This window comes from Burkholderia dolosa (assembly GCF_902499135.1).
Taxonomy (GTDB): Bacteria; Pseudomonadota; Gammaproteobacteria; order Burkholderiales; family Burkholderiaceae; genus Burkholderia; species Burkholderia dolosa.
Window position 1 is genome coordinate 69,638 of sequence record NZ_CABVPR010000015.1, and the last position, 26,807, is coordinate 96,444.

General features: G+C 68.1%; 25 protein-coding genes and 1 other RNA gene. 14 read left to right on the top strand and 12 right to left on the bottom strand.

What is annotated here, in order from left to right:
• The first annotated feature begins 5 nt into the window (after window positions 1–5).
• A complete protein-coding gene (gene moaD, locus BUB20358_RS09590) occupies window positions 6–263 on the top strand; it encodes a molybdopterin converting factor subunit 1 (protein WP_006764181.1) in 258 nt (85 codons plus the stop codon).
• Between the two features lie 10 nt (window positions 264–273).
• On the top strand, window positions 274–750 hold the full coding sequence (gene moaE, locus BUB20358_RS09595) for a molybdopterin synthase catalytic subunit MoaE (protein WP_006764182.1): 477 nt from the start codon (window positions 274–276) through the stop codon (window positions 748–750).
• Window positions 751–862: 112 nt separating this feature from the next.
• Here moaE and BUB20358_RS09600 read toward each other — a convergent pair whose 3' ends face one another.
• Window positions 863–1,432: a group III truncated hemoglobin gene (locus BUB20358_RS09600; RefSeq protein ID WP_035972254.1), complete on the bottom strand. Its 570-nt coding sequence runs from the start codon at window positions 1,430–1,432 to the stop codon at window positions 863–865.
• Window positions 1,433–1,689: 257 nt separating this feature from the next.
• Between BUB20358_RS09600 and BUB20358_RS09605 the strand changes: the two genes are divergently transcribed.
• Both BUB20358_RS09605 and clpB read left to right on the top strand, forming a co-directional pair.
• Window positions 1,690–2,205: an Rrf2 family transcriptional regulator gene (locus tag BUB20358_RS09605; RefSeq protein WP_035972262.1), complete on the top strand. Its 516-nt coding sequence runs from the start codon at window positions 1,690–1,692 to the stop codon at window positions 2,203–2,205.
• A 135-nt stretch (window positions 2,206–2,340) separates the two neighbouring features.
• A complete protein-coding gene (gene clpB / locus BUB20358_RS09610) occupies window positions 2,341–4,938 on the top strand; it encodes an ATP-dependent chaperone ClpB (RefSeq protein ID WP_006764185.1) in 2,598 nt (865 codons plus the stop codon).
• Between the two features lie 109 nt (window positions 4,939–5,047).
• On the opposite strand, the gene BUB20358_RS09615 is transcribed toward clpB, so the two are convergent.
• Both BUB20358_RS09615 and BUB20358_RS09620 read right to left on the bottom strand, forming a co-directional pair.
• On the bottom strand, window positions 5,048–5,479 hold the full coding sequence (locus BUB20358_RS09615) for a YidB family protein (protein ID WP_006764186.1): 432 nt from the start codon (window positions 5,477–5,479) through the stop codon (window positions 5,048–5,050).
• An 88-nt stretch (window positions 5,480–5,567) separates the two neighbouring features.
• Window positions 5,568–6,176, bottom strand: coding sequence for a ComEA family DNA-binding protein (locus BUB20358_RS09620; RefSeq protein WP_035972264.1), 609 nt, complete (start codon window positions 6,174–6,176; stop codon window positions 5,568–5,570).
• Window positions 6,177–6,454: 278 nt separating this feature from the next.
• Here BUB20358_RS09620 and BUB20358_RS09625 point away from each other — a divergent pair, with 278 nt between their 5' ends.
• Together BUB20358_RS09625 and BUB20358_RS09630 are read left to right on the top strand one after the other, a co-directional pair.
• The gene (locus BUB20358_RS09625; RefSeq protein WP_006764187.1) at window positions 6,455–6,916 is read left to right on the top strand and encodes a MerR family transcriptional regulator; all 462 of its coding nucleotides are present in this window, start codon (window positions 6,455–6,457) and stop codon (window positions 6,914–6,916) included.
• Window positions 6,900–7,367: a carboxymuconolactone decarboxylase family protein gene (locus BUB20358_RS09630; protein ID WP_045552430.1), complete on the top strand. Its 468-nt coding sequence runs from the start codon at window positions 6,900–6,902 to the stop codon at window positions 7,365–7,367. Before BUB20358_RS09625 ends, BUB20358_RS09630 begins: the two co-directional genes overlap by 17 nt.
• 48 nt (window positions 7,368–7,415) lie before the next feature.
• Here the strand turns inward: BUB20358_RS09630 and BUB20358_RS09635 are convergent, their stop codons facing one another.
• Window positions 7,416–9,335, bottom strand: a complete 1,920-nt coding sequence (locus tag BUB20358_RS09635; protein WP_035972266.1) for a sigma-54-dependent Fis family transcriptional regulator — start codon at window positions 9,333–9,335, stop codon at window positions 7,416–7,418.
• A 517-nt stretch (window positions 9,336–9,852) separates the two neighbouring features.
• On the opposite strand from BUB20358_RS09635, the gene BUB20358_RS09640 reads away from it, so the two are divergent.
• The 6 genes from BUB20358_RS09640 to lipA all read left to right on the top strand — a co-directional run bounded on the left by BUB20358_RS09640 (window position 9,853) and on the right by lipA (window position 15,968).
• Complete coding sequence (locus BUB20358_RS09640) at window positions 9,853–10,911, top strand: ATP-NAD kinase family protein (protein ID WP_035972269.1); 1,059 nt, start codon at window positions 9,853–9,855, stop codon at window positions 10,909–10,911.
• 49 nt (window positions 10,912–10,960) lie between these two features.
• Complete coding sequence (locus tag BUB20358_RS09645) at window positions 10,961–11,737, top strand: SDR family NAD(P)-dependent oxidoreductase (RefSeq protein WP_006764190.1); 777 nt, start codon at window positions 10,961–10,963, stop codon at window positions 11,735–11,737.
• 97 nt (window positions 11,738–11,834) lie between these two features.
• Window positions 11,835–12,818, top strand: a complete 984-nt coding sequence (locus BUB20358_RS09650) for a thiamine pyrophosphate-dependent dehydrogenase E1 component subunit alpha (protein ID WP_035972273.1) — start codon at window positions 11,835–11,837, stop codon at window positions 12,816–12,818.
• Window positions 12,819–12,875: 57 nt separating this feature from the next.
• Entirely contained in the window at window positions 12,876–13,880 is a 1,005-nt protein-coding gene (locus BUB20358_RS09655; RefSeq protein WP_006764192.1) for an alpha-ketoacid dehydrogenase subunit beta, read from the top strand.
• A 4-nt stretch (window positions 13,881–13,884) separates the two neighbouring features.
• Window positions 13,885–15,000, top strand: a complete 1,116-nt coding sequence (locus tag BUB20358_RS09660) for an acetoin dehydrogenase dihydrolipoyllysine-residue acetyltransferase subunit (protein WP_035972275.1) — start codon at window positions 13,885–13,887, stop codon at window positions 14,998–15,000.
• Window positions 15,001–15,002: 2 nt separating this feature from the next.
• Complete coding sequence (gene lipA / locus BUB20358_RS09665; protein ID WP_035972277.1) at window positions 15,003–15,968, top strand: lipoyl synthase; 966 nt, start codon at window positions 15,003–15,005, stop codon at window positions 15,966–15,968.
• An 11-nt stretch (window positions 15,969–15,979) separates the two neighbouring features.
• On the opposite strand, the gene BUB20358_RS09670 is transcribed toward lipA, so the two are convergent.
• The 8 genes from BUB20358_RS09670 to trxA form a co-directional block, all read right to left on the bottom strand.
• Window positions 15,980–17,335, bottom strand: coding sequence for an MATE family efflux transporter (locus tag BUB20358_RS09670; protein ID WP_035973343.1), 1,356 nt, complete (start codon window positions 17,333–17,335; stop codon window positions 15,980–15,982).
• Between the two features lie 2 nt (window positions 17,336–17,337).
• Window positions 17,338–19,167, bottom strand: a complete 1,830-nt coding sequence (locus tag BUB20358_RS09675) for an ArnT family glycosyltransferase (RefSeq protein ID WP_105773964.1) — start codon at window positions 19,165–19,167, stop codon at window positions 17,338–17,340.
• A 145-nt stretch (window positions 19,168–19,312) separates the two neighbouring features.
• On the bottom strand, window positions 19,313–19,576 hold the full coding sequence (locus tag BUB20358_RS09680; protein WP_006764195.1) for a type B 50S ribosomal protein L31: 264 nt from the start codon (window positions 19,574–19,576) through the stop codon (window positions 19,313–19,315).
• A 157-nt stretch (window positions 19,577–19,733) separates the two neighbouring features.
• Entirely contained in the window at window positions 19,734–20,567 is an 834-nt protein-coding gene (locus BUB20358_RS09685; protein WP_006764196.1) for a M90 family metallopeptidase, read from the bottom strand.
• A 38-nt stretch (window positions 20,568–20,605) separates the two neighbouring features.
• On the bottom strand, window positions 20,606–22,162 hold the full coding sequence (locus tag BUB20358_RS09690) for an MFS transporter (RefSeq protein WP_006764197.1): 1,557 nt from the start codon (window positions 22,160–22,162) through the stop codon (window positions 20,606–20,608).
• Window positions 22,159–22,659, bottom strand: a complete 501-nt coding sequence (locus BUB20358_RS09695; RefSeq protein ID WP_006764198.1) for a MerR family transcriptional regulator — start codon at window positions 22,657–22,659, stop codon at window positions 22,159–22,161. The genes BUB20358_RS09690 and BUB20358_RS09695 overlap by 4 nt, the downstream gene beginning before the upstream one ends.
• Window positions 22,660–22,791: 132 nt before the next feature.
• Entirely contained in the window at window positions 22,792–24,054 is a 1,263-nt protein-coding gene (rho, locus tag BUB20358_RS09700; protein ID WP_006402347.1) for a transcription termination factor Rho, read from the bottom strand.
• A 194-nt stretch (window positions 24,055–24,248) separates the two neighbouring features.
• Window positions 24,249–24,575, bottom strand: a complete 327-nt coding sequence (gene trxA, locus BUB20358_RS09705; protein WP_006402348.1) for a thioredoxin TrxA — start codon at window positions 24,573–24,575, stop codon at window positions 24,249–24,251.
• 385 nt (window positions 24,576–24,960) lie between these two features.
• Here trxA and ffs point away from each other — a divergent pair.
• Together ffs and dnaX are read left to right on the top strand one after the other, a co-directional pair.
• Window positions 24,961–25,059, top strand: an RNA gene (gene ffs, locus BUB20358_RS09710) — signal recognition particle sRNA small type.
• A gap of 126 nt (window positions 25,060–25,185) precedes the next feature.
• The coding region (gene dnaX / locus BUB20358_RS09715) for a DNA polymerase III subunit gamma/tau (RefSeq protein ID WP_174905067.1) at window positions 25,186–26,807 on the top strand (1,622 nt) is incomplete at its 3' end.

Below are 26,807 nucleotides of genomic sequence, written 5' to 3' on the forward strand. Positions count from 1 at the left end.
CCGACATGAAGATTCAGCTGAAATTCTTTGCAAGCGTGCGCGAGGCGCTCGGCGTCGCCGACGAGCAGGTCGACGTGCCGGACGGCGTGACGACGGTCGGCGACGTCCGTGCGTGGCTGCGGCTGCGCGGCGGTGCATGGGCCGACACGCTCGCCGACGGCCGCGCGCTGCGCATGGCGTGCAACCACGAGATGACCGATCCCGGCACGCGGCTCACCGACGGCTGCGAAGTCGCGTTCTTTCCGCCGGTGACGGGCGGCTGAGGACTTTCCGATGGCAACGGTACGAGTGCAGGCCGACGACTTCGATCTGAATGCCGAAGTCGCCGCGCTGCGCGCGCGCAACCCGAAGATCGGCGCCGTCGCGTGCTTCGTCGGCACCGTGCGCGACCTGAACGAAGGCGACGCGGTGGCCGTGCTGGAGCTCGAGCACTATCCGGGGATGACCGAAAAGGCGCTCGAGAAGATCGCCGCGGAGGCCGTGCAACGCTGGCCCGGCATCGACGTCGCGATCGTGCATCGGGTCGGCCGGCTCTATCCGCTGGATCAGATCGTGATGGTCGCGACCGTCGCCGCTCACCGCGGCGATGCGTTCGCGTCCTGCGAGTTCGTGATGGATTATCTGAAGACCGAAGCGCCGTTCTGGAAGAAGGAAACCACGCCGGACGGCGAACGCTGGGTCGACGCTCGCAGCACCGACGATGCCGCGCTCGCCCGCTGGGGCATCGAGTCGCGCAACGCGCGGCGCTGAGCTTCACGCGCGTGGCGGTCGGTCGCGCCGGCCGTGGCGGCAGCGACGTCGGTGCTGCCGGCTCGGCAAGCGCCGCTGCACCTCAGCCGCACAGCGCGGCTCGTCTGTCCGCTTACGCTGTCTCGTCCGGATCGGCGCCGCGCCCGATGATCTTCGCCGGAAACGGTTCGCCGCGTGCACGCGACGGCAGCCGATGCGCGTCGTCGTCGGCATCGTCGCGGCGACGCGGCGCGATCGCGTCGAGCAGCGCCTGCTGCTCGGGCGGAATCTGATAATCCCAGCCGAACCGGCTCAATTGCAGGCTCTGCGCGATCCGCAGCGCGGGCTCCATGAAGCGGATCGCGGCCGGCGGCGCGTAGCGCGCGTCGACGGTCTTCAGGAACAGCGACAGCCAGCGGCTGAAGTGCGCGGGCTCGATTCCTTCGAGCGGCTGGTGCGCCTGCTGCACGTTGCCGCGATAGCCTTTGGTGCCGAGCACGAGGCTCGACCAGAAGCCGACCATCTTCGGCAGATGGTCGTCCCAGCGGCCGGCGAGCTTCGCGTCGAACACGGGTCCGAGCAGCGGATCGGCACGCACGCGGTCATAGAACGCGTATACGAGATCGCGGATGTTGGCTTCGGTCGGCTCGGTGTCGCGAGCGTGCGCAGACGGCGTATCGGGTGGGACGGGCAGGGTGTTCATCGCGGAAAAAACGGAATACGGCGCGTGCGGGAAAGGGACGTCGTCAGCCGATAACCGCGACGCGGACCGGATTTTGACGCAAAATAGCGTCCACCATTCCCTGAAAAACGCGCAAATTACAAGCATGTTATTGCGCGCGGGCCATTCCGGCAACCTGACGCCGCGGATCCAGTTCGCGCGCCGAGCCGATATTTGTCGCACAGCTGCGGCTCACCTAATCAGGGCACGATCGACCCCTCCGTCTATCCGTTTTGCCAATGAGACTCACCGACTACACCGACTACTCGCTGCGCGTCATGCTTTATCTGGCCGTGCGCGGAGACGGGCTTGCGACGATCCAGGAGATCTCGGACGCCTACGGAATCTCGAAGAATCATCTGATGAAAGTCGTGCAGCAGCTCGGCGAACTCGGATGGGTCGATACGATCCGCGGCCGCAACGGCGGACTGCGGCTCTTTCCGGAATCGCTGCAGCTGACGGTCGGCCAGGTCGTGCGTGCGACCGAAAACGATTTTGCGCTGGTCGGCTGTTTTTCGGCGGAGGCCGAGTCGCGCCGCTGTGTGATCGAATCGCAGTGCCGGCTCAAGGGCGTGTTCGCGGCCGCGCGCGACGCGTTTTTTGCCGAACTCGACCGGCATACGGTCGGCGAGCTGGCGGCACCGGCATCGTCGCTGGTGTCGCTGCTCGGGCTGCAGCCGATCGCGATCGTGCGCGCCGACCCCGGCCCGGCCGACGCGCCGCCCGACGCCGCGCCGACGCCGACGGCGGACTGACGCATCGGTGCGGCAGCGCGGCGTGCATCGCGCGCGTCCACGCGATTTTTTGCGCGGAATCAACCCGAATTTCGCTTGAAAGCCGCATAACCATCCTCAACTTGGTGGTAATCGAAAATTGGAGGTCTCGACTAAATGAGAATCGACAAGCTCACCACCAAGTTCCAGGAAGCGCTCGCGGATGCGCAAAGCCTCGCCGCGGGCCGCGACAATCAATACATCGAACCCGTTCATGTACTCGCCGCGCTGATCGCGCAGCAGGACGGCTCCGCGCGCTCGCTGATGTCGCGTGCGGGCGTGCACGTGCAGGCGCTGCAAGGCGCGCTGAACGAGGCGATCTCGCGCCTGCCGCAAGTGACGGGCACCGGCGGCGACATCCAGATCGGCCGCGAACTCGTCGGCCTGCTGAATCAGGCCGACAAGGAAGCGCAGAAGCTGAACGACACGTTCATCGCGAGCGAGATGTTCCTGCTCGCCGTGGCCGACGACAAGGGCGAAGCCGGCAAGCTCGCGCGTCAGCACGGCCTCACGCGCAAGGCGCTCGAAGCCGCGATCGCCGCGGTACGCGGCGGCTCGCAGGTGCATAGTCAGGATGCCGAAAGCCAGCGCGAGGCACTGAAGAAGTACACGGTCGACCTGACCGAGCGCGCGCGCGCGGGCAAGCTCGATCCGGTGATCGGCCGCGACGACGAAATCCGCCGCTCGATCCAGATCCTGCAGCGCCGCACGAAGAACAATCCGGTGCTGATCGGCGAGCCGGGCGTCGGCAAGACCGCGATCGTCGAAGGGCTCGCGCAGCGCATCGTCAACGGCGAGGTGCCGGAGACGCTGAAAGGCAAGCGCGTGCTGTCGCTCGACATGGCCGCGCTGCTCGCCGGTGCGAAGTACCGCGGCGAGTTCGAGGAGCGGCTGAAGGCCGTGCTCAACGACATCGCGAAGGACGAAGGCCAGACGATCGTGTTCATCGACGAGATCCACACGATGGTCGGCGCAGGCAAGGCCGAAGGCGCGATGGACGCGGGCAACATGCTGAAGCCCGCGCTGTCGCGCGGCGAACTGCACTGCATCGGCGCGACCACGCTCGACGAATACCGCAAGTACATCGAGAAGGATGCCGCGCTCGAGCGCCGCTTCCAGAAGGTGCTCGTCGACGAGCCGAGCGTCGAGGCGACGATCGCGATCCTGCGCGGACTGCAGGAGAAGTACGAACTGCACCATGGCGTCGACATTACGGACCCGGCGATCGTCGCCGCGGCCGAACTGTCGCACCGCTACATCACGGACCGCTTCCTGCCCGACAAGGCGATCGACCTGATCGACGAAGCCGCTTCGAAGATCAAGATGGAGATCGATTCGAAACCCGAAGAGATGGACAAGCTCGACCGCCGGCTGATCCAGCTGAAGATCGAGCGCGAGGCCGTGAAGAAGGAGCAGGACGAAGCGTCGCAGAAGCGCCTGCAGCTGATCGAGGAAGAGATCGAGCGCCTCGGCCGAGAATATTCGGATCTCGAAGAGATCTGGACCGCCGAGAAGGCCGCGGTGCAGGGTAGCGCCCAGCTGAAGGAAGAGATCGAGAAGGTGCGCGCGGACATCGCGCGGCTGCAGCGCGAAGGCAAGCTCGAGAAGGTCGCGGAACTGCAGTACGGCAAGCTGCCGCAGCTCGAGGCGCAGCTCAAGCAGGTCACGCAGGCCGAAGAACGGGAGCAGCACAACCCGACGCGTCCGCGCCTGCTGCGCACGCAGGTCGGCGCCGAGGAGATCGCGGAAGTCGTGTCGCGCGCGACCGGAATTCCGGTGTCGCGGATGATGCAGGGCGAACGCGAGAAGCTGCTGCACATCGAGGAAAAGCTGCACGAGCGCGTGGTCGGCCAGGACGAGGCGATCGACGCGGTCGCCGACGCGATCCGCCGTTCGCGCGCCGGTCTTGCCGATCCGAACCGTCCGTACGGCTCGTTCCTGTTCCTCGGCCCGACGGGCGTCGGCAAGACCGAGCTGTGCAAGGCGCTGGCGTCGTTCCTGTTCGATTCGGAAGAGCATCTGATCCGCATCGACATGAGCGAGTTCATGGAGAAGCACAGCGTCGCGCGGCTGATCGGCGCGCCGCCCGGCTATGTCGGCTACGAGGAGGGCGGCTATCTGACCGAAGCCGTGCGCCGCAAGCCGTACAGCGTGATCCTGCTCGACGAGATCGAGAAGGCGCATCCGGACGTGTTCAACGTGCTGCTGCAGGTGCTCGACGACGGCCGGATGACCGACGGTCAGGGGCGCACGGTCGACTTCAAGAACACGGTGATCGTGATGACGTCGAACCTCGGGTCGCAGGTGATCCAGTCGATGAGCGGCTCGCCGCAGGACGAGATCAAGGACGCGGTGTGGATCGAGGTGAAGCAGCATTTCCGCCCCGAGTTCCTGAACCGGATCGACGACGTCGTCGTGTTCCATGCGCTCGACCGCAGCAACATCGAGTCGATCGCGAAGATCCAGCTCGCGCGCCTGCACGACCGGCTCGCGAAGCTCGACATGGCGCTCGATGTGTCGCCGGCGGCGCTCGAGCAGATCGCGAAGGTCGGCTACGATCCGCTGTTCGGTGCGCGGCCGCTGAAGCGCGCGATCCAGCAGGAGATCGAGAACCCGGTCGCGAAGCTGATCCTCGCAGGCCGCTTCGGCCCGAAGGACGTGATCCCGGTCGACGTCCACGACGGCAGTTTCGTGTTCGACCGCGTCGTTCACTGAGCATCGGCCGCCGCCGCCCGGCTCGAGCCGGGCGCACAAAAACGAACACCCCGCCTCGGCGGGGTGTTTGCGTATGGAGCAAACGAAACGGCTGCGAAGCCGCGCGCGCTTACGCCTGCTTGCCGCCGCCGAACATGCCGGCGAGCTGCGTCAGTGCGCCGAGCACGTTCGACGTGTCGACCTGGCCGTTGGCCGGCACTTCGCCGTTCGGCGTCGCGTGGTTCACGACGTGCGGCAGCACCTGCGCGAGGATCGACGACGCCTGAGCCGGGTCGATGCCGACCTTGCTCGCGAGCGCACCGACGGCGTCCGAGCCGAGCACGTTCTGCAGCGTGTCCGGCGAGATCGGCTGGTTTTCGCCGGTGCCGACCCACGAGCCGATGATCTCGCCGGCGCCGCCGGCCTTGAATTTCTCGATGAGGCCGTTCAGGCCGCCCGGCTGATTGTTGATGAATTCGAGCGCGGTTGCGATCAGTGCGCTTTGCGAGTTGCCGCCGGCCTGGCCGCCGAGCAGACCGCCGACGATGTCGAGGAGACCCATGGTTGTTCACCTTTACCGAAAAGGGCGCGGCGATGCCGGCGCCCGTTGAAAGAATGCCGTGCGCACGCGAACGCGCGCGCGGTACATGTCAGGCGCCCGACGCCGCGGCGGCGGAGGCGGCCTTGTCCTTCTTGCTCTTCTTCTTCGAACCCTTCGCCGCCTTCGTCGACGACGCGGCGGCCGGCGCGCTCGCGCCTGCATCGGCGGACGCTGCGGCGGCAGCCGCGGCCTTTTCCTTCTTCGACGCGCGCTTGCTCTTCGCCGGCTTGGTCGCGGCTTCCGGTGCGCTCGCGGCCGGCGCTGTCGCGCTCGTGCCGGCCGTCGCGGCGGTCGACGTCGATCCGGTGCCCGCGGACGTCGTCCCCGACGTGTTGGCCGACGTCGTCGTCGTCGCCGGCTTCGACGGCTTCACGCCCTTCGGCGGCGCGGACGAGCCGCCGATCGTCAGCCCGTTCTCCTCGAGATGCCCGACCGACTTCGTGCCGAGCCCCTTCACGCGGTTCGCGAGATCGTCGGCGTCCTTGAACGGGCCGTTCTTCGTGCGTTCGTCGATGATCGCCTTCGACTTCACGGGCCCGAGGCCCTTGAGCGCTTCGAGTTCGGCCTGACTGGCCGTGTTGACGTCGACGGCCGCGGCGATGCCGGCGGCGAGCGACAGCGACAGCGCGACGAACAGCATCAGCAGCTTTTTCAGCATGGCAAGGCTCCCAGGTTCTGACGGATGAATGACCGCTACAACGGACGGCGCCGAGAACGGGCGGACGTCGCCGTTAAGCATAGGACAAATGCGTGCCCTTTTTAAGACAAGCGGAGAAGCTGCCCGAATCTTGCTGAACGCTTGCGCCGCTGTAAAGGCCGAATCGGCTGCCGGCCCGTGGTTTTGACGATTCTTTACGGTGTCGGCCGCGATCGGCGCACTGGCCGTCCGATCGCGCTTGACTTAGAGTGCACTCTAACTCCTAACCTGAGCGTGCCATGTCGATAACCGTATCCGCACCTTCCGCCGCCGGTCCGCTGACGATCGGGCAAGTCGCCGAATTGATGGGCGTGTCCACGCATACGTTGCGGTATTACGAGCAGGCCGGGCTGCTGCGCGCGATTTCGCGTACCGCGGCCGGGCACCGCCTGTATGCGCCGGCCGACCTCGATTGGCTCGAATTCGTGATGCGCCTGAAGTCGACCGGCATGCCGATCGCGCAGATGCAGCGGTTCGCGGCGCTGCGCGCGCAAGGCGAATCGACGCTCGGCGCGCGACGGCAATTGCTGGTCGTGCATCGCGACGCGGTGCGCGCGCATATCGCGCAACTGCAGGCGAGCCTCGACGCGATCGGCGAAAAGATCGCGTACTACGAGCGGCGGGAGCGCGACACGGAACGACGGGCGAGTACTTCCCACTCATCCACCGAACAGGACACACCCCATGGAACGACTCGTTGACGATCGCTACGCACGCGGCTGGGACAAGCTGAAGGAAATCGACGGAGAAGCGGGCGAGCGCGTGATCGCCGCGCTCGCGCCGATCGCGCCGGACTTCGCCCGCATGGTGATCGAATTCCCGTTCGGCGACATCTACAGCCGCCCGCAGCTCGACCTGAAGTCGCGCGAGATCGCGACGATCGCCGCACTCGCCGCGCTCGGCAATGCGCAGCCGCAACTGAAGGTGCATATCGAGGCCGCATTGAACGTCGGCTGCACGCGCGACGAAATCGTCGAGGTGTTCATGCAGATGGCCGTCTATGCGGGTTTCCCGGCTGCGCTCAATGCGCTGTTCGCCGCGCACGACGTGTTTCGGCAGCGCGATCGGCACGCCGACGCCGCCGACGCGGGCGATGCGCGCGATGCAGCACGCGACGCCGGCAGCCGCAGCGATGCCGCTCAGCCCGCGTGACGCGGCTCGCGCCGGCGCCGCGCAGCGGTCGATGCGGTCCACGCATCGTCACGCGCGGTGCGGCGCGACGATCCGGTATTTCGCGATGCGCCGGTACAGCGTCGCGCGCGAGATGCCGAGCGCGCGTGCGGTCGCGTCCGGCCGCCAGCGGTGTGCGGTGAGCGCCGCGACGATGCGCCCGCGCTCGTCGTCGGGTAGCGCGCCGGCCGGATCGGCGCCGAGCTGCGCGGCAAACTCGGCCGGCAGGTCGCGCCGCGTCACGCGCGCGGCATCGCACACCGCGCACGCGTAGCGCAGCACGTTGCGCAGCTGCCGGACGTTACCGGGCCACGGATACGCGGCGAGCTGTTCGGCGAGCGCCGGGTCGAGCGTCAGCACGTGACCGGTCGCCTGCGCTTCGTCGGCGAACACGGCGGCGATCACGTCGCGCACGTCGGTGCGCTCGCGCAGCGGCGGCAGTTCGAACGTCGCGCCGCTCAGCCGGTAGTACAGATCCTCGCGGAACGTGCCGTCGGCGACCATCCGCGCGAGATCGCGGTGCGTCGCGCAAATCACGTCGAGGTCGACGCGCACCGGCGTATCGCTGCCGAGCGGTACGACCTCGCCGTCGGCGAGCACGCGCAACAGTCGCGTCTGCAGCGCGAGCGGCATGTCGCCGATTTCGTCGAGAAACAGCGTGCCGCCGTCGGCGAGCGCGATCTTGCCGCGCGCACCGTGCTTGCGTGCGCCGGTAAACGCGCCGGCCGCATAGCCGAACAGCTCGCTCTCGATCAACGCTTCGGGCAGCGCGCCGCAATTGACGGCGACGAACGGCCGCGTACGCCGCGCGCCCGCATCGTGAATCGCGCGGGCGAACACCTCCTTGCCCGCGCCGGTTTCGCCGAGCACGAGAATCGGCAGCCGCTTGCTCGCGACCCGCAGCGCGAGCTCGGCTTGCCGCGCGATGCGCGAGTCGCTGCTGTGCAGGAACGGCGTCAGCGCGCCGACGTCGCGCTGCGCGGCGCCCGGGCGGCGCGACGCCGTGCCTGCATCGCGCGCGGCCGCACGCCGCAGCGGCGCACGCAGCCGCGCATAGAGCGGTGCGCCGGTCGCGCGCAGCCGCAGCGCGACGATCGCATCGATCCGTGCGGCGTCGCGCAGCGGCAGGTCGGTCGCCTCGAAGACTTCGTCGATGTGGCGCGGCTCGCGCAGCGCGGGCAGCGCGTCGCGCGCATGCCGGTTCGCGGCGACGATGTTGCCGCACTCGTCGAACGCGATCAGCCATTCGGGCTGCGCTTCGACGTAGTGACGGTTCGCATGCCCGAACAGGATCCAGTGCTGCGCGGTGCTGTGCAGGAAATAGCCGTCCTCGATCAGCGCCGCGCTTTGCCGTACCAGCTGATAGACGAGGCGCTGGCTGTCGCGGTTGTCCGGCGACTGGACCGCCGACGCGTCGAGCACGCCGATCAGTTCGCCGGTCGGCGAGAAGATCGGCGCGGCGCTGCAGGTGAGCGTCGTGAACGCCGCGCGAAAGTGATCGGTCTTGTGCACGGTGATCGGCTCGAGATCGGTGAGCACGCTCGCGACGCCGCACGTGCCTTCCTCGCTTTCCGACCAGCACGAGCCGATGTGCAGCCCCGCGTGGCGAAAGTCGTGGCGGCGATCGCGGTCGATCCGGTAGTCGATCGTCACGCCGCGCGCGTCGGTCAGCATCACGCAGTAGTCGGCGACGCGGATCATGTCGTGCAGGCGCGTCAGGCACTGGCCCGACGCGCGCAGGAATGCCTCTTCCTTGTCGCGTACTTCGCGCAGCTCGGCCGCGGTCAGCACGCGCGGACCGATCGTCGACGCGGGGTCGAGCCGGTAGCGCTCGAGCGAGCGCTGCCACGACGACACGAGGCGCTCGGAATCCGCCGGCGCGGGCAGGCGTCCGGCGAGCGCGCCGAGCACGCGGTCGGCGTGCTGGGCCTGGGGAACGGCGTAGGGCATGGTCGGCTCCGTACGGCGGGAAATTCGCTGTCCTTGTAGCACATCCGTTTCGCCGGATCACATTGCATCGCAGCACCCGCGCCGCGTGAGACGTTCGTCTCACGTTGATCCCGCCGGTCTCGCGCGATTGAGACGCGCGGTGCGGCACGCGACGCGGTCGCAACGAAACCCGGCAACGCCGCGCCGCATCGCGTTGCATGGGCGGCTGCACGCAACCGCGCCACTGCGCACCCGCATCGAAAACGCGCCGGCCGATGCGTCGGTCGTGTGAGACGCGCACGCGATTTCGCCGTGCTCCGCACGGCCGCGCAGTCGAACGGCGCGCGCGTGCTTGTCCGCTGTGCCACGCTCGGCGCGGCTTTCCCGGCAATCGAACGCACGATGGCACGCCGCTTGCAGATATCGCGGCAAGCCGGGCGCCGTCGCGCCGGCGACGACGATCCGCGGCCCGACGATGGCCGCGGACGACAGATACAGGGCCGGCCCACGCGCCGGCCCGATGGATGGAGACAAGCCTGTGACGACGCCCGTGACCGTCGGCGTGATCGCGAACCCCGCATCGGGACGCGACATTCGCCGCCTGACGACGCATGCATCCGTTTTTCCGACGGCCGAGAAGGCGAACATGGTCGTGCGCCTGCTGGCCGGGCTCGGCGCGATGGGCGTCGAACGCGTGCTGACGCTGCGCGACAGGACGGGCATCGCGACGCTGCTGCTGCGCGCGCTCGACACGCACCGCGTGGTGTGTCCGCACGAGCGCTGGCCCGACGTCGAATTCGTCGACCTGCCGATCACCGACACCGTCGCCGATACGCATGCGGGCGCCGCGCACATGCGCCGGATGGACGTCGCGCTGATCGTCGTGCTCGGCGGCGACGGCACGCATCGCGCGGTGGCCGCGCATTGCGGCGCGACGCCGCTCGTCGCGCTGTCCACCGGCACCAACAACGCATTTCCCGAACATCGCGAGGCGACCGTCGCCGGCGTCGCGGCCGGGCTGGCGGCGACCGGCGCGGTGCCGGCCGACGTCGCGTTCGTCCGCAACAAGCGGCTCGTCGTGCGCTGCACGGCCGGCGCCGAGCCGGGGCGCGAGGAGATCGCGCTCGTCGACGTATGCGCCGCGCGGCAGCGCTTCATCGGCGCGCGCGCGATCTCGGGGCCCGACGACATCGACACGCTGTATCTGACGTTCGCGGAGCCGGACGGCATCGGCCTGTCCGCGCTCGGCGGCGCGTGGGCGCCGTTTGCGCGCAGCGCGCCGCACGGACTCGCGATGCGTTTCGCCGGCGACGGCAAGGCGGCCGGCACGCCGCTCGTCGCGCCGATCGCGCCGGGCCGCGTCGATCGCGTCGTGATGCGCAGCTGCGAGCGTCTCGAGCCGGACGCATGGCATGCGATTCCGTTCGAGCACGGCACGCTCGCGTTCGACGGCGAACGCGAGATCGAAGTCGCGCGCGGCGACCGCTACGAAATCTCGCTCGACTGGCACGGACCGCTGACGCTCGACGTCGGCCGCACGCTGCGCCACGCCGCGTCGCGGCAGCTGCTGCGCGACGTTCCGGCGTGGCGCGGCTGAACGTGCCGGCGGGCACGCATCGCAATCCTCATCCACAGGAGACATTCCAATGACCACCCCTCTCGACGGACAGGTCGCCATCGTCACGGGCGGCGCGCGCGGAATCGGCCGCGGCATCGCGCTGACGCTCGCCGGCGCGGGCGCCGACATTCTGCTGGCCGATCTGCTCGACGACGCGCTCGACGCGACCGCGCGCGAAGTGCGCGCACTCGGCCGCCGCGCGGCGGTCGCGAAGGTCGACGTCACGCAGGCGGTCCAGGTCGACGCGATGGTCGCGCAGGCGCTCGCCGAACTCGGCCGGCTCGACATCCTCGTCAACTGCGCGGGCGTGATCAGCATCCATCCGGTCGACGAGCTGAGCGAGCGCGACTGGGATTTCGTGATGGACGTGAACGCGAAGGGCACGTTCCTCGGCTGCCGCGCGGCGCTCGCGCATCTGAAGGCGCAGCGCAGCGGCCGGATCATCAACGTCGCGTCGATCGCCGGCAAGGAAGGCTTTCCGAATCTCGCGCACTACAGCGCATCGAAGTTCGCGGTCGTCGGCTTCACGAACGCGCTCGCAAAGGAGGTCGCGCGCGACGGCGTGACGGTCAACGCGATCTGCCCGGGCATCGTGCGCACGTACATGTGGGACCGGCTGTCGGACGAATGGAAGGCGGACGGCGAGTCGATCGACGCGTCGTGGCAGCGGCATCAGCTGACGCTGATTCCGCAGGGCCGCGCGCAGACGCCGGAGGACATGGGCCGGCTCGCGCTGTTCTTCGCGACGATGGACAACGTGACGGGCCAGGCCGTGAACGTCGACGGCGGCTTCACGTTCCACTGACGGCCGCGGCCGGCGACGCACCGGCCGCACCGTGCAATCCGTCGCTGCGGCGCGGCCGCGGCGGCATTCGCAGTCAGACACTACTCAGGAGACACACATGTCCGTTTCGACACAGCTCAGCAGGGACAAGCTGCTGGACGCGTATCGGCTGATGCGCACGATCCGCGAATTCGAGGAGCGCCTGCACGTCGAGTTCGCGACCGGCGAGATACCCGGCTTCGTTCACCTGTATGCGGGCGAGGAGGCGTCCGCGGTCGGCACGATGATGCACCTGGGCGTCGCCGACTACGTCGCGACGACGCACCGCGGCCACGGCCACTGCATCGCGAAGGGCGTCGACGTGCGCGGGATGATGGCCGAGATCTACGGGAAAAAGACCGGCGTCTGCCACGGCAAGGGCGGCTCGATGCACATCGCCGACCTGTCGATGGGAATGCTCGGCGCGAACGGGATCGTCGGCGCCGGCGGCCCGCTCGTGTGCGGCGCGGCGCTCGCGGCGAAGCACAGGAAGACCGGCGGCGTCGGCGTGTGCTTCTTCGGCGACGGCGCGTCGAACCAGGGTGTGATCTTCGAATCGATGAACCTCGCGTCGGTGTGGCGGCTGCCCGCGATCTTCGTCGCCGAGAACAACGGCTACGCGGAAGCGACGTCGTCGAGCTGGTCGGTCGCGACCGACAACATCGCCGATCGCGCGAACGGCTTCGGGATGCCCGGCGTGATCGTCGACGGCTTCGACTTCTTCGCGGTGCACGAAGCGCTCGGCGAGGCGGTCGAGCGGGCGCGCAACGGCGGCGGCCCGACGCTCGTCGAGGTCAAGTTCTCGCGCTACTTCGGCCACTTCGAAGGCGACGCGCAGACCTATCGCGCGCCGGGCGAAGTGCAGAAGCTGCGCGACGAGAAGGATTGCCTGAAGCATTTCGAGGCGCGCGTCGTGCGGGCCGAAGCGCTGACGACCGACGAGCTGAGGGCGGTCGACGCGCAGGTGAAGGCGCTGATCGACGATTCGGTCGCGCAGGCGAAGGCCGCGCCGCTGCCCGATGCGGCCGATCTGCTGACCGACGTCTACGTGTCGTATCCGTGAGCGCCGCGTGACGCGCTGGCGGCCGATACGGCGAACCGAACATTCCAGGAGACAGACATGGCAAGGAAGATCACTTATTCGCAGGCGATCAACGAGGCGCTCGCGCAGGAGATGGCGCGCGACGACAGCGTGATCGTGATGGGCGAGGACAATGCGGGCGGCGCCGGTGCGCCGGGCGAGGACGACGCGTGGGGCGGCGTGCTCGGCGTGACGAAAGGGCTGTTCCACAAGTTTCCGGGCCGCGTGCTCGACACGCCGCTGTCCGAAGGCGGCTACATCGGTGCGGCGGTCGGCGCGGCCGCATGCGGGATGCGGCCCGTTGCCGAGCTGATGTTCGTCGACTTCATGGGCGTGTGCTTCGACCAGATATTCAACCAGGCCGCGAAATTCCGCTACATGTTCGGTGGCAAGGCGGTGACGCCCGTCGTGATCCGCGCGATGTACGGCGCCGGGCTGCGCGCGGCGGCCCAGCATTCGCAGATGCTGACGTCGCTGTTCACGCACATTCCGGGGCTGAAGGTCGTGTGCCCGTCGACGCCGTACGACGCGAAGGGGCTGCTGATCCAGTCGATCCGCGACAACGATCCGGTGATCTTCCTCGAACACAAGCTGCTCTACACGCGCGAAGGCGACGTGCCGGAGGAGTCGTACGCGATCCCGTTCGGCGAGGCGAACGTCGTGCGCGACGGCGGCGACGCGACGATCGTCACGTACGGGCGGATGGTGCATCTCGCGACGGACGCGGCCGCGAAGCTCGCGAAGGACGGCATCCACGTCGACGTGATCGACCTGCGCACGACGTCGCCGCTCGACGAGGAAACGATTCTCGAGAGCGCGGAGCGCACCGGGCGCGTGGTGGTCGTCGACGAAGCGAATCCGCGCTGCTCGATCGCGACCGACATCGCCGCGCTCGTCGCGCACCGCGCGTTTCGTTCGCTGAAGGCGCCGATCGAGCTCGTGACCGCGCCGCATACGCCCGCGCCGTTCGCAGGCGTGCTCGAGGACCTGTACATCCCGTCTGCCGACGCGATCGCGCAGGCGGTACTGAAGACGAGGAGCTGACACGATGTCGATTCACATGATCACGATGCCCAAGTGGGGGCTGTCGATGGAGCAGGGGCAGGTCAACGGCTGGCTGAAGGCGGTGGGCGAGCGCGTGACGAAGGGCGACGAGGTGCTCGACGTCGAGACCGACAAGATCTCGTCGGGCGTCGAATGTCCGTTCGACGGCACGCTGCGCCGGCAGATCGCGCAGGAGGGCGATACGCTGCCGGTCGGCGCGCTGCTCGGCGTCGTGGCCGACGCCGATACGAACGATGCCGACATCGACGCGGCAATCGCCGCGTTTCAGCGCGATTTCACGCCGAGCGCGGCGTCCGACGAAGCGGCCGGCCCGCAGCCGGAGAAGGCGCAGATCGGCGGCCGCACGATGCGCTTCCTGAAGCTCGGCGACGGCAGCGGCACGCCGGCGGTGCTGATCCACGGCTTCGGCGGCGATCTGAACAACTGGCTGTTCAATCACGCGGAGCTTGCCGCGCACCGGCCCGTGTGGGCGCTCGATCTGCCCGGTCACGGCGAGTCGGGCAAGGCGGTCGACACGGGCAGCCTCGACGAGCTCGCCGACGCGGTGCTCGCGCTGCTCGACGTGCAGCAGGTCGATCGCGCGCATCTGATCGGCCATTCGATGGGCGGCGCGGTCGCGATGGCGGCGGCCGAGCGTGCGCCCGAACGGGTCGCGTCGCTGACGCTGATCGCGAGCGCCGGGCTCGGCGCGGAGATCAACCGCGACTACATCGACGGCTTCGTCGCCGGCAACAGCCGCAATACGCTGAAGCCGCACCTCGGCGCGCTGTTCGCGGACAGCGCGCTCGTCACGCGGCAGCTCGTCGACGATCTGGTCAAGTACAAGCGGCTCGAAGGCGTGCAGGTCGCGCTCGAGAAGATCGCGAACGCGGCGTTCGACGGCGCGACGCAGCGGCGCGTGTTCCGCGACCGGCTCGCATCGCTCGCGCCGCGCACGCTCGTGATCTGGGGCGAGCGCGATCAGGTGATTCCCGTGCAGCATGCGCGCGGCCTGCCGGATGGCGTGCGCACCGAGGTGATGGCCGGCAGCGGCCACATGGTGCAGATGGAAGCGGCCGCCGACGTGAATCGCGCGATCGTCGCGTTCCTCGGAGGCTGACGATGACCGCCGCGCCGGAACGACCCAGCCTCACGGCACTCGGCCAGCCGGGCGCGAGAAGCCGCGACAAGCTCGCGCGCATTCCGGTGCGCGTCGAGCCGGCCGCCGGCGCGGCGCTGCCGAAGCCGCCGTGGCTGCGCGCGCGGCCGATGATGAGCGCGGCGGTCGCCGACATGGCGTCCGTGTTGCGCACGCATCGGCTGCATTCGGTCTGCGAGGAGGCGATGTGCCCGAACATCGGCGAATGCTTCGCGCAGCGCACCGCGACGTTCATGATCATGGGCGGCCTGTGCACGCGCCGCTGTCCGTTCTGCGACGTCGCGCACGGACGTCCCGATCCGCTCGATCCGGACGAGCCGGCGCGGCTCGCGGACGCGGTCGCGGCGCTCGGGCTGCGCTACGTCGTGATCACGTCGGTCGACCGCGACGATCTGCGCGACGGCGGCGCCGCGCATTTCGCCGCATGCATCGCGGCCGTGCGCGCGAGCGTGCCCGGCATCGGCGTCGAGGTGCTGACGCCCGATTTCCGCGGCCGCGTCGAGCGGGCGCTCGACGCGTTGTCAGCTGCGTGGCCGGACGTGTTCAACCACAACGTCGAGACGGTGCCGTCGCTGTATCGCGCGGCGCGGCCGGGCGCCGACTATCGCGGCTCGCTCGAGCTGCTCGCGCACGCGAAGGGCGCGCGGCCGACGCTCGTGACCAAATCGGGGCTGATGCTCGGCCTCGGCGAGCGCGACGACGAGGTGCGCGACACGATGCGCGATCTGCGCGCGCACGGCGTCGACGTGCTGACGCTCGGCCAGTATCTCGCGCCGTCCGCGCATCATCTGCCGGTGCGGCGCTACGTGAGCCCGGCCGAGTTCGACGCATGGCGCGCCGAAGGGCTCGCGCTCGGTTTTGCGGAAGTGGTCGCGGGGCCGCTCGTGCGCTCGTCGTATCACGCGGCCGACGTGCTGAGCGCGACGTAGCGGGCAGGGCGCTACGCGGCGGCGGGCAGGTGCGCGCGGCTCACGCGGCGCAGGTACAGCGCGAGCCCCGCGCCGGCGAGCATCAGGCTGACCGTATTCGCGAACCAGAAGCCGCGCGCGCCGGTCAGCGCCGCGGGCGCGATGCCGCCGACGTCGAAGCCGAGCACGTAGCCGCCGCCGAGCCCGACGCCCCACAGCGCGACCGCGTAGATCACGGTCGGCACGACCGCGACCTTGTACGCGCGCAGCACGAACGCGGACGTGATCTGCAGCGCGTCGAAGAGGTGATAGCAGGTGACGATCGCGACGAGCGGCATCGCGGCCGCGACGACGGCCGGGTTCGGCGTATACGCGCCGACGATCAGCGGGCGCAGCGTCAGCACCAGCACGCCGTACGCGGCGGCGATCGCGCACGCGAGCATCACGCCGTGGCGGCCGAGCAGCCGCGCCTCGTCGGGATGCCCGGCGCCGAGCGCGCGGGCGACGAGCGTCGATGCGGCCACGCCGAGCGACAGCGGCGTCATGTACAGCACGGCGCCGATGTTGCCGGCGATCTGGTGACCGGCGAGCGTCGTCGTGCCGAACTGCGCGATGAAGAGTGCCATGCACGTGTACGACGTGACTTCGATCAGATACGACAGCCCCATCGGCACGCCGAGCTTCAGCAGCGCCTTCTGGCGCGCCCACACGGGCCAGCAGAAGCGCGAGAAGATCGCGAGCGGCGCGAACACGTCGAGCTTCGCGATCAGCGCGAAGCCGATCAGCGCGAGCGCCCAGTTGATCAGCGTGCTCGCGAGCCCGCAGCCGGGGCCGCCGAGCGCCGGCACGCCGACGCCGCCGAAGATGAACCACACGTTCAGCGGAAACTTGAGCAGCAGCGCGCCGATCTGCAGGATCATCGCGAGCCGCGGCTTGCCGGCCGCGTTGGTCAGCGCGTTGTAGATGCGGAACACGAGGCTCGCGGGCAGCCCGTACGACAGGATGCGCAGATAGTCGACCGTGCGGTCGTGCAGCGTCGGCGGCGTGTGCGCGACGCGCAGCAGCGGTTCCGGAAAATGCAGCAGCAGGAAGCCGGGCACCGACAGCAGCACCGCGAGCCACAGCGCCTGGCGGACTTCCTCGCCGATTTCCGCATAGCGCCGCCCGCCGTACAGCTGTCCGGCGATCGGCTGCAGCGCGGACAGGATGCCCGTCATCCCGATATAGACCGACACGTAGATCGACGAGCCGAGCCCGAGTGCGGCGAGATCGGTTGCCGAATAGCGGCCGACCATCGCGGTGTCGATCACGCCGAATGCAATGATCGCGAGCTGGCCGACCAGCACCGGCCACGCGAGCCCGACGATCCGGCGGATGTCGGCGAACATCGTCATCCGGCCGTCCGGCGGCGCGGCGCGGGCCGCTTGACCGGCGCCTTCGGACGCTCGATGCGCTCGTACAGCCGGAAGCGCTCGTCGCGGTCGGCGACGCGGCGGCCTTCCCACACGAGACGCCACACGTATTGCGACATCGCGCTCGGCTCGCCGAAATCGGCGCGGTCCTGACGCAGGATCACGTCGCAGTCGCCGGAGAAGTCGAAGTGCATGTCGCCGAAGTACGCGAACGTCGCGATCTGCGCATCGCCGAGCCGTACCGGCGAGATGCATTCGTAGTCGGCCGGCAGATGCGCGGCGATCTGCTGCGCGACGTCGCGGTAGGTCCGGCCGTAGTTGACGATCGGCAGCCACAGCGTCATCAGCAGCACCCACATCAGCGTCGTGCCGGCGCCCGACAGCACGACGCTGCGCCACAGCACCTTCGGCTGCCGCGACACCCGCCAGCGCACGAGCAGACACCAGCACACGGTGACGATCACCGCGCAGACGAACGACAGGATCTTGAAATGCGGCTCGTAGCCGGGCAGCAGGCGCGCGAGGTTGCGCGCGAGCGGATGCGGGAAGCCGGTGAGCGACGCGAGCCACACGAGCCACACGAACGTGCCGAGGATCGTGAAGCTCAATACCGCAAACCAGTCGATCGCGTTGATCGCGCCGCGCTTGAGCGTCGGCAGCGCGAACGTCGCGAGCACCGCGAGCGGCGGCAGCAGCAGCATGTACATGCGGTTCGACTGCTGGTTCTGCAGGATCACCAGCGCGACGAGCGGCACGATCACCGACAGCGGAATCGCGACGTGCGCGCGGCGGCGCATGCCGGCCCAGCTCCACCACGCCCAGATCGCGAGCGGCCACGCGGGCCACGTGAAGAGCGGCAGGTTCTTCGCCGCATAGGCGAGCACGGCGGTCGGCGGCCCGGAGAAGCGCATCAGGCTGCCGTGGATCCACTGGTTGAAGAACCACGCGGCGTCGTCGGGCGCCGCGACGAACGCGGCGAGCGGCCACAGCGCGAAGATCGCGGCCGCGAGCGGCACGCCGACGAGCGGCAGCCGAAGATTGCGCATCTCCGGCGTGACGAGCCACAGCGCGGCCGTGCCGGCGAGCAGCGCGACGACGAGCACCGGGTTGCCGGACAGCGCGACGAGGCCGATCGCGGCGCCCCACCACAGCGCGCCTTGCATTGGCTTGTCGATGCCGCGCACGATCCCGTACACGAGCATCGCGATCCATGCGAACTGCGCGAGCTGCGGCGTCGTCTCGTGGCCGCGCTCGGCGAGGCCGAAGCACGCGACGAGGATCAGCAGCGCGCCGTCGGCGAGCGTGCGGCCGTAGTCGCGCGGCTCGGGCTCGCCGCCGAACGCGTATTTGAACGGCTGCACTTCCGCGCGCCGGCCGAGCAGGTAGGCCGCGTACCAGACGAATGCGCACGCGACGCAGAACAGCACGCCGGTGTCGACGCGCGACGCGTTGCTCGCATCCACCCACGGGCCGAGACCGCGGATCGCGAGCGCGCCGAGCCAGTAGCCGAGCGGCCCGTCGGTCGTGATGAACTTGCCGACGAGATTCGGCAGCAGCCAGTCGTGCCAGCCGCCCGTCGCCATCGTCCACATCACGCCGAAGCCGGCCGCGTCCTCGTTCTTCCACGGATCGCGGCCGAACAGGCCGAACGCCGCGTAGACGAGGCAGAGCGTGAGCAGCAGCCAGCGCGGCAGCGCGCGCGTGGCGGAGGCGGTCAGACGAACGACAGGCTTCATGCAGATGAGCGATTTGTTATGGGCAGGCGGCGCGCCGCGCGGGCGGCCGAGCCGGTTTCGAGCATCCGGCATTGTAGACGCGCCGGCCGTTGCGCGTCAGACGATCGACCGGGTGCCGGCAGACGGCTTGCGGTGCGTGCAGAGACGAAAAAGGGCAGCCTGGGCTGCCCTTTGGTGCGGTGCCGGTGCGTTGCAACCACCGGATGCGTCGCGAAGCTTACTTCGCGACCTTGCCGCTGGCGCGTGCGCCGAACTTGTTCTTGAACTTCTCGACACGGCCGGCCGTGTCCATGATCTTTTGCTGACCCGTGTAGAACGAGTGCGATTCAGACGACACTTCGATCTTCGCGAGCGGGTACGTCTTGCCGTCGAGGTCGATGGTTTCGCGCGTCTGGATCGTCGAGCGCGTGATGAACTTGAAGCCGTTCGACATGTCTTGGAAGACGACTTCGCGGTAGTCCGGATGAATGCCAGGTTTCATGATTTTCCTTGGTGAGAGCGGTAGCCAACCCGCCGCTTGCCGTGCCGAATCGTGCCGGTTTGCACGCCTCGGCCGCCGTCAAGCCCGGCGCGAGCCACTTGCCTAAGGTCGAAAAACGGCGATTATGCCAGAAAATCAGACGGTTGACGAATAATTTTCAGCGCGCGTCGAGGGCGCCGGTGCCGGCCGGATCCTGCCGGTAATAGCGCGCGAGCAGCCGGTACAGCTCCGGAAATTCGGACTCGAACGCGCGCGGCCGCACGAACAGCGCCTCGCTGCACACGGCGAAGAACTCGGACGGATGATCGGCCGCGTACGGGTCGATCAGCGATTCGCGTTCGAAGCGCGCCCACGCGCGGTCCGGCACCGCATCGACGCGCGCGCAGAACTGGTCGTACGCGTGTTCGAACACGTCGGCCCACGCCTGCGCATCGAGGTGCGGCGCATGCCAGCGGCGAAAAAGGGGCGGATACCCGTCGGCCGCGCCGTTCACCATGTCGATCTTGTGCGCGAACTCGTGGATCACGACGTTGTACGCATCGTGGCCGTCGGTCATCTGCGCGTCTTCCCAGGACAGGATCACCGGACCGCCTTCCCACGCTTCGCCGCTCGCGTCCTGTTCGACTTCGTGCACGACGCCGTCCTCGTCCTGCACGGTCTTGCGGATCACGAATTCGCCCGGATACACGACGACGCCGACCCAGCCGTCGTACAGCGACAGGTCGAGATTCAGCACGGGCAGGCACGCCTGCACGGCGATCGCGACGATCATCGCGTCGGTCAGCTCGAGCCCGTGCGCGGTCGAGAAGGATTTCTTCGCGATGAACAGGCTCGTCAGCTCGCGCAGCCGGCCCAGATCGCCGGGCGACAGCACGTCGAGGAACGGCAGCCGCTCGAGCGTATCGCGCCACAGCGCGTCGGGGATCGGGTGGCTGCGCAGCGCGCGGTCGCGGCGGCGCTCGTCGAGCCAGCGGGTCAGTTTCGAAAGCATGAAGGCGGCGGACCGAAATGCAAAGCCTGTCTTTTAACTCAATCGATCTCTTTTTGCCATGCCGCGAACAGGCCGCCGACCAGCGCGACGCCCGCGAGGAACGCGAAGCCGTCCAGCGACGTGAGAAACGACGCCTGCTGCGCGACCATGCGCGCGATCGACGCGATCGCGAGCGCGTGCGCTTCGTTCGGCGCATGGCCGGCCGCGGCGTAGCCGTGCGCGAGCGCGTCGACGGTCTGCCCGAACAGCGGATCGAACACGTTCGCGCGTTCGACGAGCCGCGTCCGGTGCACGGCGAGCCGATGCTGCTCGACGATGATCACCGACGACGTCGCGAACGAGATCGTCAGTTGCCGCACGATGTTCTTCAGCCGGTAGCCGTGCGTGTATTCGTCGATCGCGAAGATCCGGAACGTCAGGTTCGCGACCGGCAGCACGATGAACAACAGCAGCAGCCCGCGCAGCAGCAGCGGAACGACGAGCGCGGCCTCGCCGACCTGCGGCGTCATGCGCGTCATCCACAGTGCGGCCGCAGCCGCGATCGCAAAGCCCGGCACGACGAACCACTTCTTGTGCGCGACGCGCTTCGCATAGCGCAGATACGCGAACAGCGCGGTGCCGGAAATCAGCGACATCGTGCCGACGAGGCGCCCGGCGTTCTCGACCGGATAGCCGAGCCCGCCTTCGAGCAAGCGGGCGGTCAGATAGCTGAAACCGGTCGACTCGTAGTAATAGAACATGTAGAGCAGCAGCCCGATCCGGAACGTGCGCTCGCGCAACGCGTGGAGCCGCACGAGCGGCGTCGGATGGTGCCACTGGTGATACGCGAACCAGGCGAGCGCGACGACGCCGGCGATCGTCAGCGCGATCAGCATCGGCGAGCCGCTGTACAGCTGATAGTGGACCTGCTGCAGCACGATCTGCAGTGCGCCTTGCGCGAGCGCGAACAACACGTACGGCCAGAAGTGTCCGGAGCCGCGTTCGTCGTCGGTCGTCCTGCCGGAATCGGGCAGCGTGACGAACGCGAGCATCGCGAGCGCGAGGCCGGCGGGCGCCGTGCACGCGAACAGCGCGCGCCACGTCGAATACGCGACCAGCAGCCCGCCGGCGATCGGCGCGAGCGCGCTGCCGAGCAGGATCATGATCAGGAATGCCCGTATCGCGGGCGGCCGTTGCTGCGGCTTGAAGCTGATCTGGATCAGGATCCGGCACGCGCCCATCATCGGACCGATGAAATAGCCCTGGAAGCCGCGTGCGAACGCGAGCTGCAGCGACGTGTCGGCGAGCGCGGCCGCGACCGCGCCGACCGAGAACATCAGCATGCAGCCCGCGACGTAGCGGCGATGGCCGAGCCGGTCGACCCACCATTGCTGCTGCAGGATGCCGAGCACGGCCGCGACCGCATACGCGCTCGACGACCATACGAGCTCGTCGGGCGATGCGTTGATGCCGCCCGCAATGTAGCTCGCGAAGAACGAGAAGATCGCGTTGTCGAAATAGTCGATGCCGGTGACGAGCGCGAGTGCCCACGGAAACAGATCCGCGCGCAGGTTCGCGCGGCTCCATAACGGCGAACGGTCGCGCACCGCGTTCATTCGCTGACCTTGCGCGTACGCGGCTTGCGGGCTTCGGCGCGCCGCTGCGCGATCAGCGTGTCGGCGCTTTCGCCGGCCAGGCGTCGCTCGATGTAGTCGAGGTCGTGCTGCAGTTCCTTGCGCAGCGCGACGGCTTCCTTCAGTTCGCGCTCGACGGCCGCGATTCGCCGATCGAGCGTATCGATGCGTCCGGCGAGGCCCGCGCGGATCTCGCGCAACGATGCGTTCGAGTAGCGGCGCCGGCCGTCGCCCGTTTGTTCGAGCGGACGCTTCAGCATCTCGACGATTCCGTGCAGCGAGAAGCCGAGCGCGCGCAGCCGCAGGATGCGCGAAAAGCGCTCGAGGTCGGCCTCGTCGTACAGCCGATAGCGGCCTTCGCTGCGCGACGGCGTGACGAGTCCGCGCTCCTCGTAGTACTTCAGCGTGCGCGGCGTGACGCCGAGCCGCGATGCGGCGTCGCTGACGGTCAGCAGCTCGGGGGACGGCGGATTCGGCATGGCGAAGTTTCGGCGAAGAAGGGCGATGCGGCGATTGTAGATCAACCTGTACGTTCACGTACAGGTTGGCGCCGAAAAACGGCCGCCGGTGCGATGTACGGGCGGCCGTTTTTCGGTGCGGAGCGACGACGATCAGCCGCCGCGGCGCATCAGGTCGAAGAACTCGGAGTTGCTCTTCGTCTGGCGGATCTTGTCGAGCAGGAATTCCATCGCCTCGACTTCGTCCATGTCGTGGATGAACTTGCGCAGCACCCAGATCTTCTGAAGGATGTCCGGCTTGATCAGCATTTCCTCGCGACGCGTGCCGGACTTGTTCAGGTTGATCGACGGATACACGCGCTTTTCCGCGAGGCGGCGCTCGAGGTGCACTTCCATGTTGCCGGTGCCCTTGAACTCTTCGTAGATCACGTCGTCCATGCGGCTGCCGGTTTCGATCAGCGCGGTGCCGATGATCGTCAGCGAGCCGCCTTCCTCGATGTTGCGCGCCGCGCCGAAGAAGCGCTTCGGGCGCTGCAGCGCATTCGCGTCGACACCGCCGGTCAGCACCTTGCCCGACGCCGGAATCACCGTGTTGTACGCACGTGCGAGACGCGTGATCGAGTCGAGCAGGATCACGACGTCGTGCTTCATTTCGACGAGGCGCTTGGCCTTCTCGATGACCATTTCGGCAACCTGCACGTGGCGCGTGGCCGGTTCGTCGAACGTCGACGCGATCACTTCGCCGGCGACCGAGCGCTGCATTTCGGTCACTTCTTCAGGACGCTCGTCGATCAGCAGCACGAACAGGATCACGTCCGGATGGTTCTGCTTGATCGCGTGCGCGATGTGCTGGAGCATCACGGTCTTGCCCGACTTCGGCGATGCGACGAGCAGGCCGCGCTGGCCCTTGCCGATCGGCGCGATCATGTCGATGATGCGGCCCGTGACGTTCTCTTCGCCGCGCATTTCGCGCTCGAGCGACAGCGGCTTGTTCGGGTGCAGCGGCGTGAGGTTCTCGAACATGATCTTGTGTTTCGAGGCCTCGGGCGGCTGCCCGTTGACTTTGTCGACCTTCACGAGCGCGAAGTAGCGCTCGCCGTCCTTCGGCGTACGGACTTCGCCTTCGATCGTGTCGCCGGTGTGCAGGTTGAAGCGGCGGATCTGCGACGGGCTGATATAGATGTCGTCGGTGCTCGCGAGGTACGACATTTCCGGCGAGCGCAGGAAGCCGAAGCCGTCCGGCAGCACTTCGAGCGTACCGTCGCCGAAGATCGTTTCTCCCGTCTTGGCGCGCTTTTTGAGAATGGCGAACATCAGCTCCTGCTTGCGCAGGCGGTTCGCGTTTTCGATCTCGAGGCCGTTGGCCATTTCGATCAGTTCGGACACGTGCAGAGACTTGAGCTCGGATAAATGCATACGGAGAACCCGCCAGGGAGGAGATGCGACGAAAGAAATAAGGGAGGAGGGCGAGCGGAAGCGCTCAGAGACTTAACTGCGTCTTTCAGACGTTTTTTGATTCTAGCATACGCCGATTCGCGCTTGAGCGGCCGATCGACGGCTTGGCGGTGGACGTGTTGCCGGTTGACAACACGTCCGCGGAACGGCCGGTATTACAGGTGGCTATCCAGGAATGCGGTCAGCTGCGACTTCGACAGCGCGCCGACTTTCTGCGCGGCAGCCGCGCCGTTCTTGAACAGGATCAGCGTCGGGATGCCGCGCACGCCGAACTTCGCGGGCGTCGCCTGGTTGTCGTCGACGTTGATCTTCGCGATTTGCAGCTTGTCGCCGTAGTCTTTCGCGACTTCGTCGAGGATCGGGGCGATCATCTTGCACGGACCGCACCATTCGGCCCAGAAATCGACGAGCACAGGCTTGTCGGACTTGACGACGTCCTGTTCGAACGATGCGTCGCTGATGTGTTTGATCTGTTCGCTCATTGGGTCAATACCTCTTACGGTTCGGGGACTGCCTGCTTCGCGCGTTGCAGCGGCCGGCCGCCCGAGGGCTGTCGGTCGCTGCGGCAGGTAGCTCCGCTCTCCGGAAAGAAAGGGCGTGAGCGCTGCATGCCGCGGCTCGCGGGTCGTTCGGGCGTCATATTAGCTTAAATTGCTATCTGCTGCGGGCGCCGATAGTAGCCGCTTCGCGAGTAGGGGTACGGCGCGACGTTCGACCGTTGTGCGTCGAACATGGTGGTCTCGTCGCGAAATACAAGAGCGTTTCGCTCTCGCCGGCAAGCGGGCTGATGCGCGGCGATTCGCGGTCCGGCGCTCGGGCGCGAACAAACGTTCGCATTGAACCTGAAGCGGTGATAGAATGCGACGTGACGGGCCTCCTCGCATGGTGGGCCGGTGAACCTGGTCAGGTCGGGAACGAAGCAGCCACAGCCGTTTTCCGCCAGTGCCGAGGGTCGGGCTCGTCACCTTCCTTCTCGCCCCGTTCGTTGGGCGTTTTTTGTTTCTGCGTGCCGCTCCGTTTTCCTCCATTCCGTCGATCTTGCTTATCGTGCCGCGTGTCGGCGCGACGCGGGGTTACTGATACAATTTCCCGATGACCTATCAAGTTCTCGCACGCAAGTGGCGTCCGAAGGATTTCGCTTCGCTCGTCGGCCAGGAGCACGTCGTCAGGGCGCTCACGCACGCGCTCGACGGCGGGCGTCTTCACCACGCGTATCTGTTTACCGGCACCCGCGGTGTCGGCAAGACGACGCTGTCGCGGATCTTCGCGAAGGCGCTCAACTGTGAAACCGGCGTGACGTCGCAACCGTGCGGCGTATGCCGCGCGTGTCGGGAGATCGACGAAGGCCGGTTCGTCGACTATGTCGAGATGGACGCGGCGAGCAACCGCGGCGTCGACGAAATGGCCGCACTGCTCGAGCGCGCGGTGTACGCGCCGGTCGATGCGCGCTTCAAGGTCTACATGATCGACGAAGTGCACATGCTGACGAACCACGCGTTCAACGCGATGCTCAAGACGCTCGAGGAGCCGCCGCCGCACGTCAAGTTCATCCTTGCGACGACCGATCCGCAGAAAATCCCCGTCACCGTGCTGTCGCGCTGCCTGCAGTTCAATCTGAAGCAGATGCCGGCCGGGCACATCGTGTCGCATCTCGAGCGGATCCTCGGCGAAGAGCGGATCGCGTTCGAGCCGCAGGCGCTGCGTCTGCTCGCGCGCGCCGCGCAGGGCAGCATGCGCGATGCGTTGTCGCTCACCGACCAGGCGATCGCGTATTCGGCGAACGAGGTGACGGAGTCGGCGGTGTCGGGCATGCTCGGCGCGCTCGACCAGACTTATATGGTGCGCCTGCTCGACGCGCTCGCCGCCGGCAGCGGCCCGGAGATCCTCGCGATCGCCGACGAGATGTCGCTGCGCAGCCTGTCGTTCTCCACCGCATTGCAGGATCTCGCCAGCCTGCTGCACCGGATCGCGTGGGCGCAGTTCGCACCCGGTTCGGTGCTCGACGAATGGCCGGAAGCGGCCGACCTGCGTCGCTTCGCGGATACGCTGAGCCCCGAACAGGTGCAGTTGTTCTATCAGATTGCAACGGTCGGGCGGGCGGAACTCGGGCTCGCACCGGACGAATATGCGGGTTTCACGATGACGCTGCTGCGGATGCTCGCGTTCGAGCCTGCCGTCGCGGTCGGCGGCGGGGCGGGCGGTCAGCCTTCGGTGCCGCGTGCCGTGCCGGCGCCCCGTGCGGCTGCCGGATCGGCTGCGCCGTCGATTGCAGCGGCGAAGCCGGCCTCCGCTGCGCGTGCCGAGCCGGTGCGCGCGCCGGTCGCCGCGCCCGACGCTCGCCCGATGTCCGCACAGTCCGGCGACGAAACGGCCCGGTCTTCCGCGGAGCCGGTCGCCGCGCCGGCATCCGAGTCCGCGTTCGGCGAGCAGACGCCGGCAACCCCGCAGGCCGAACCCAAAGCGGCGCCGCAGCCGAAGGCGAGCGCCGCACCGCAAGCGGCGACGGCTGACGATGCGCCGGCGATCGCACGCAACGAACCGTTGCCGCCCGTTGCGGCGCAGCGCAACGACGAACCGGCCGCGCCGGTCGAGTCCGCGTCTCGTGCCGCGCCGCCCGAGTCTCCCGCGCGTGCTTCCGCGCGCGGCGGTGCGGCCGCTGCGCTCGACGTGCTGCGCAACGCCGGCCTGCGCGTGTCGTCCGACCGCGCGCGGAC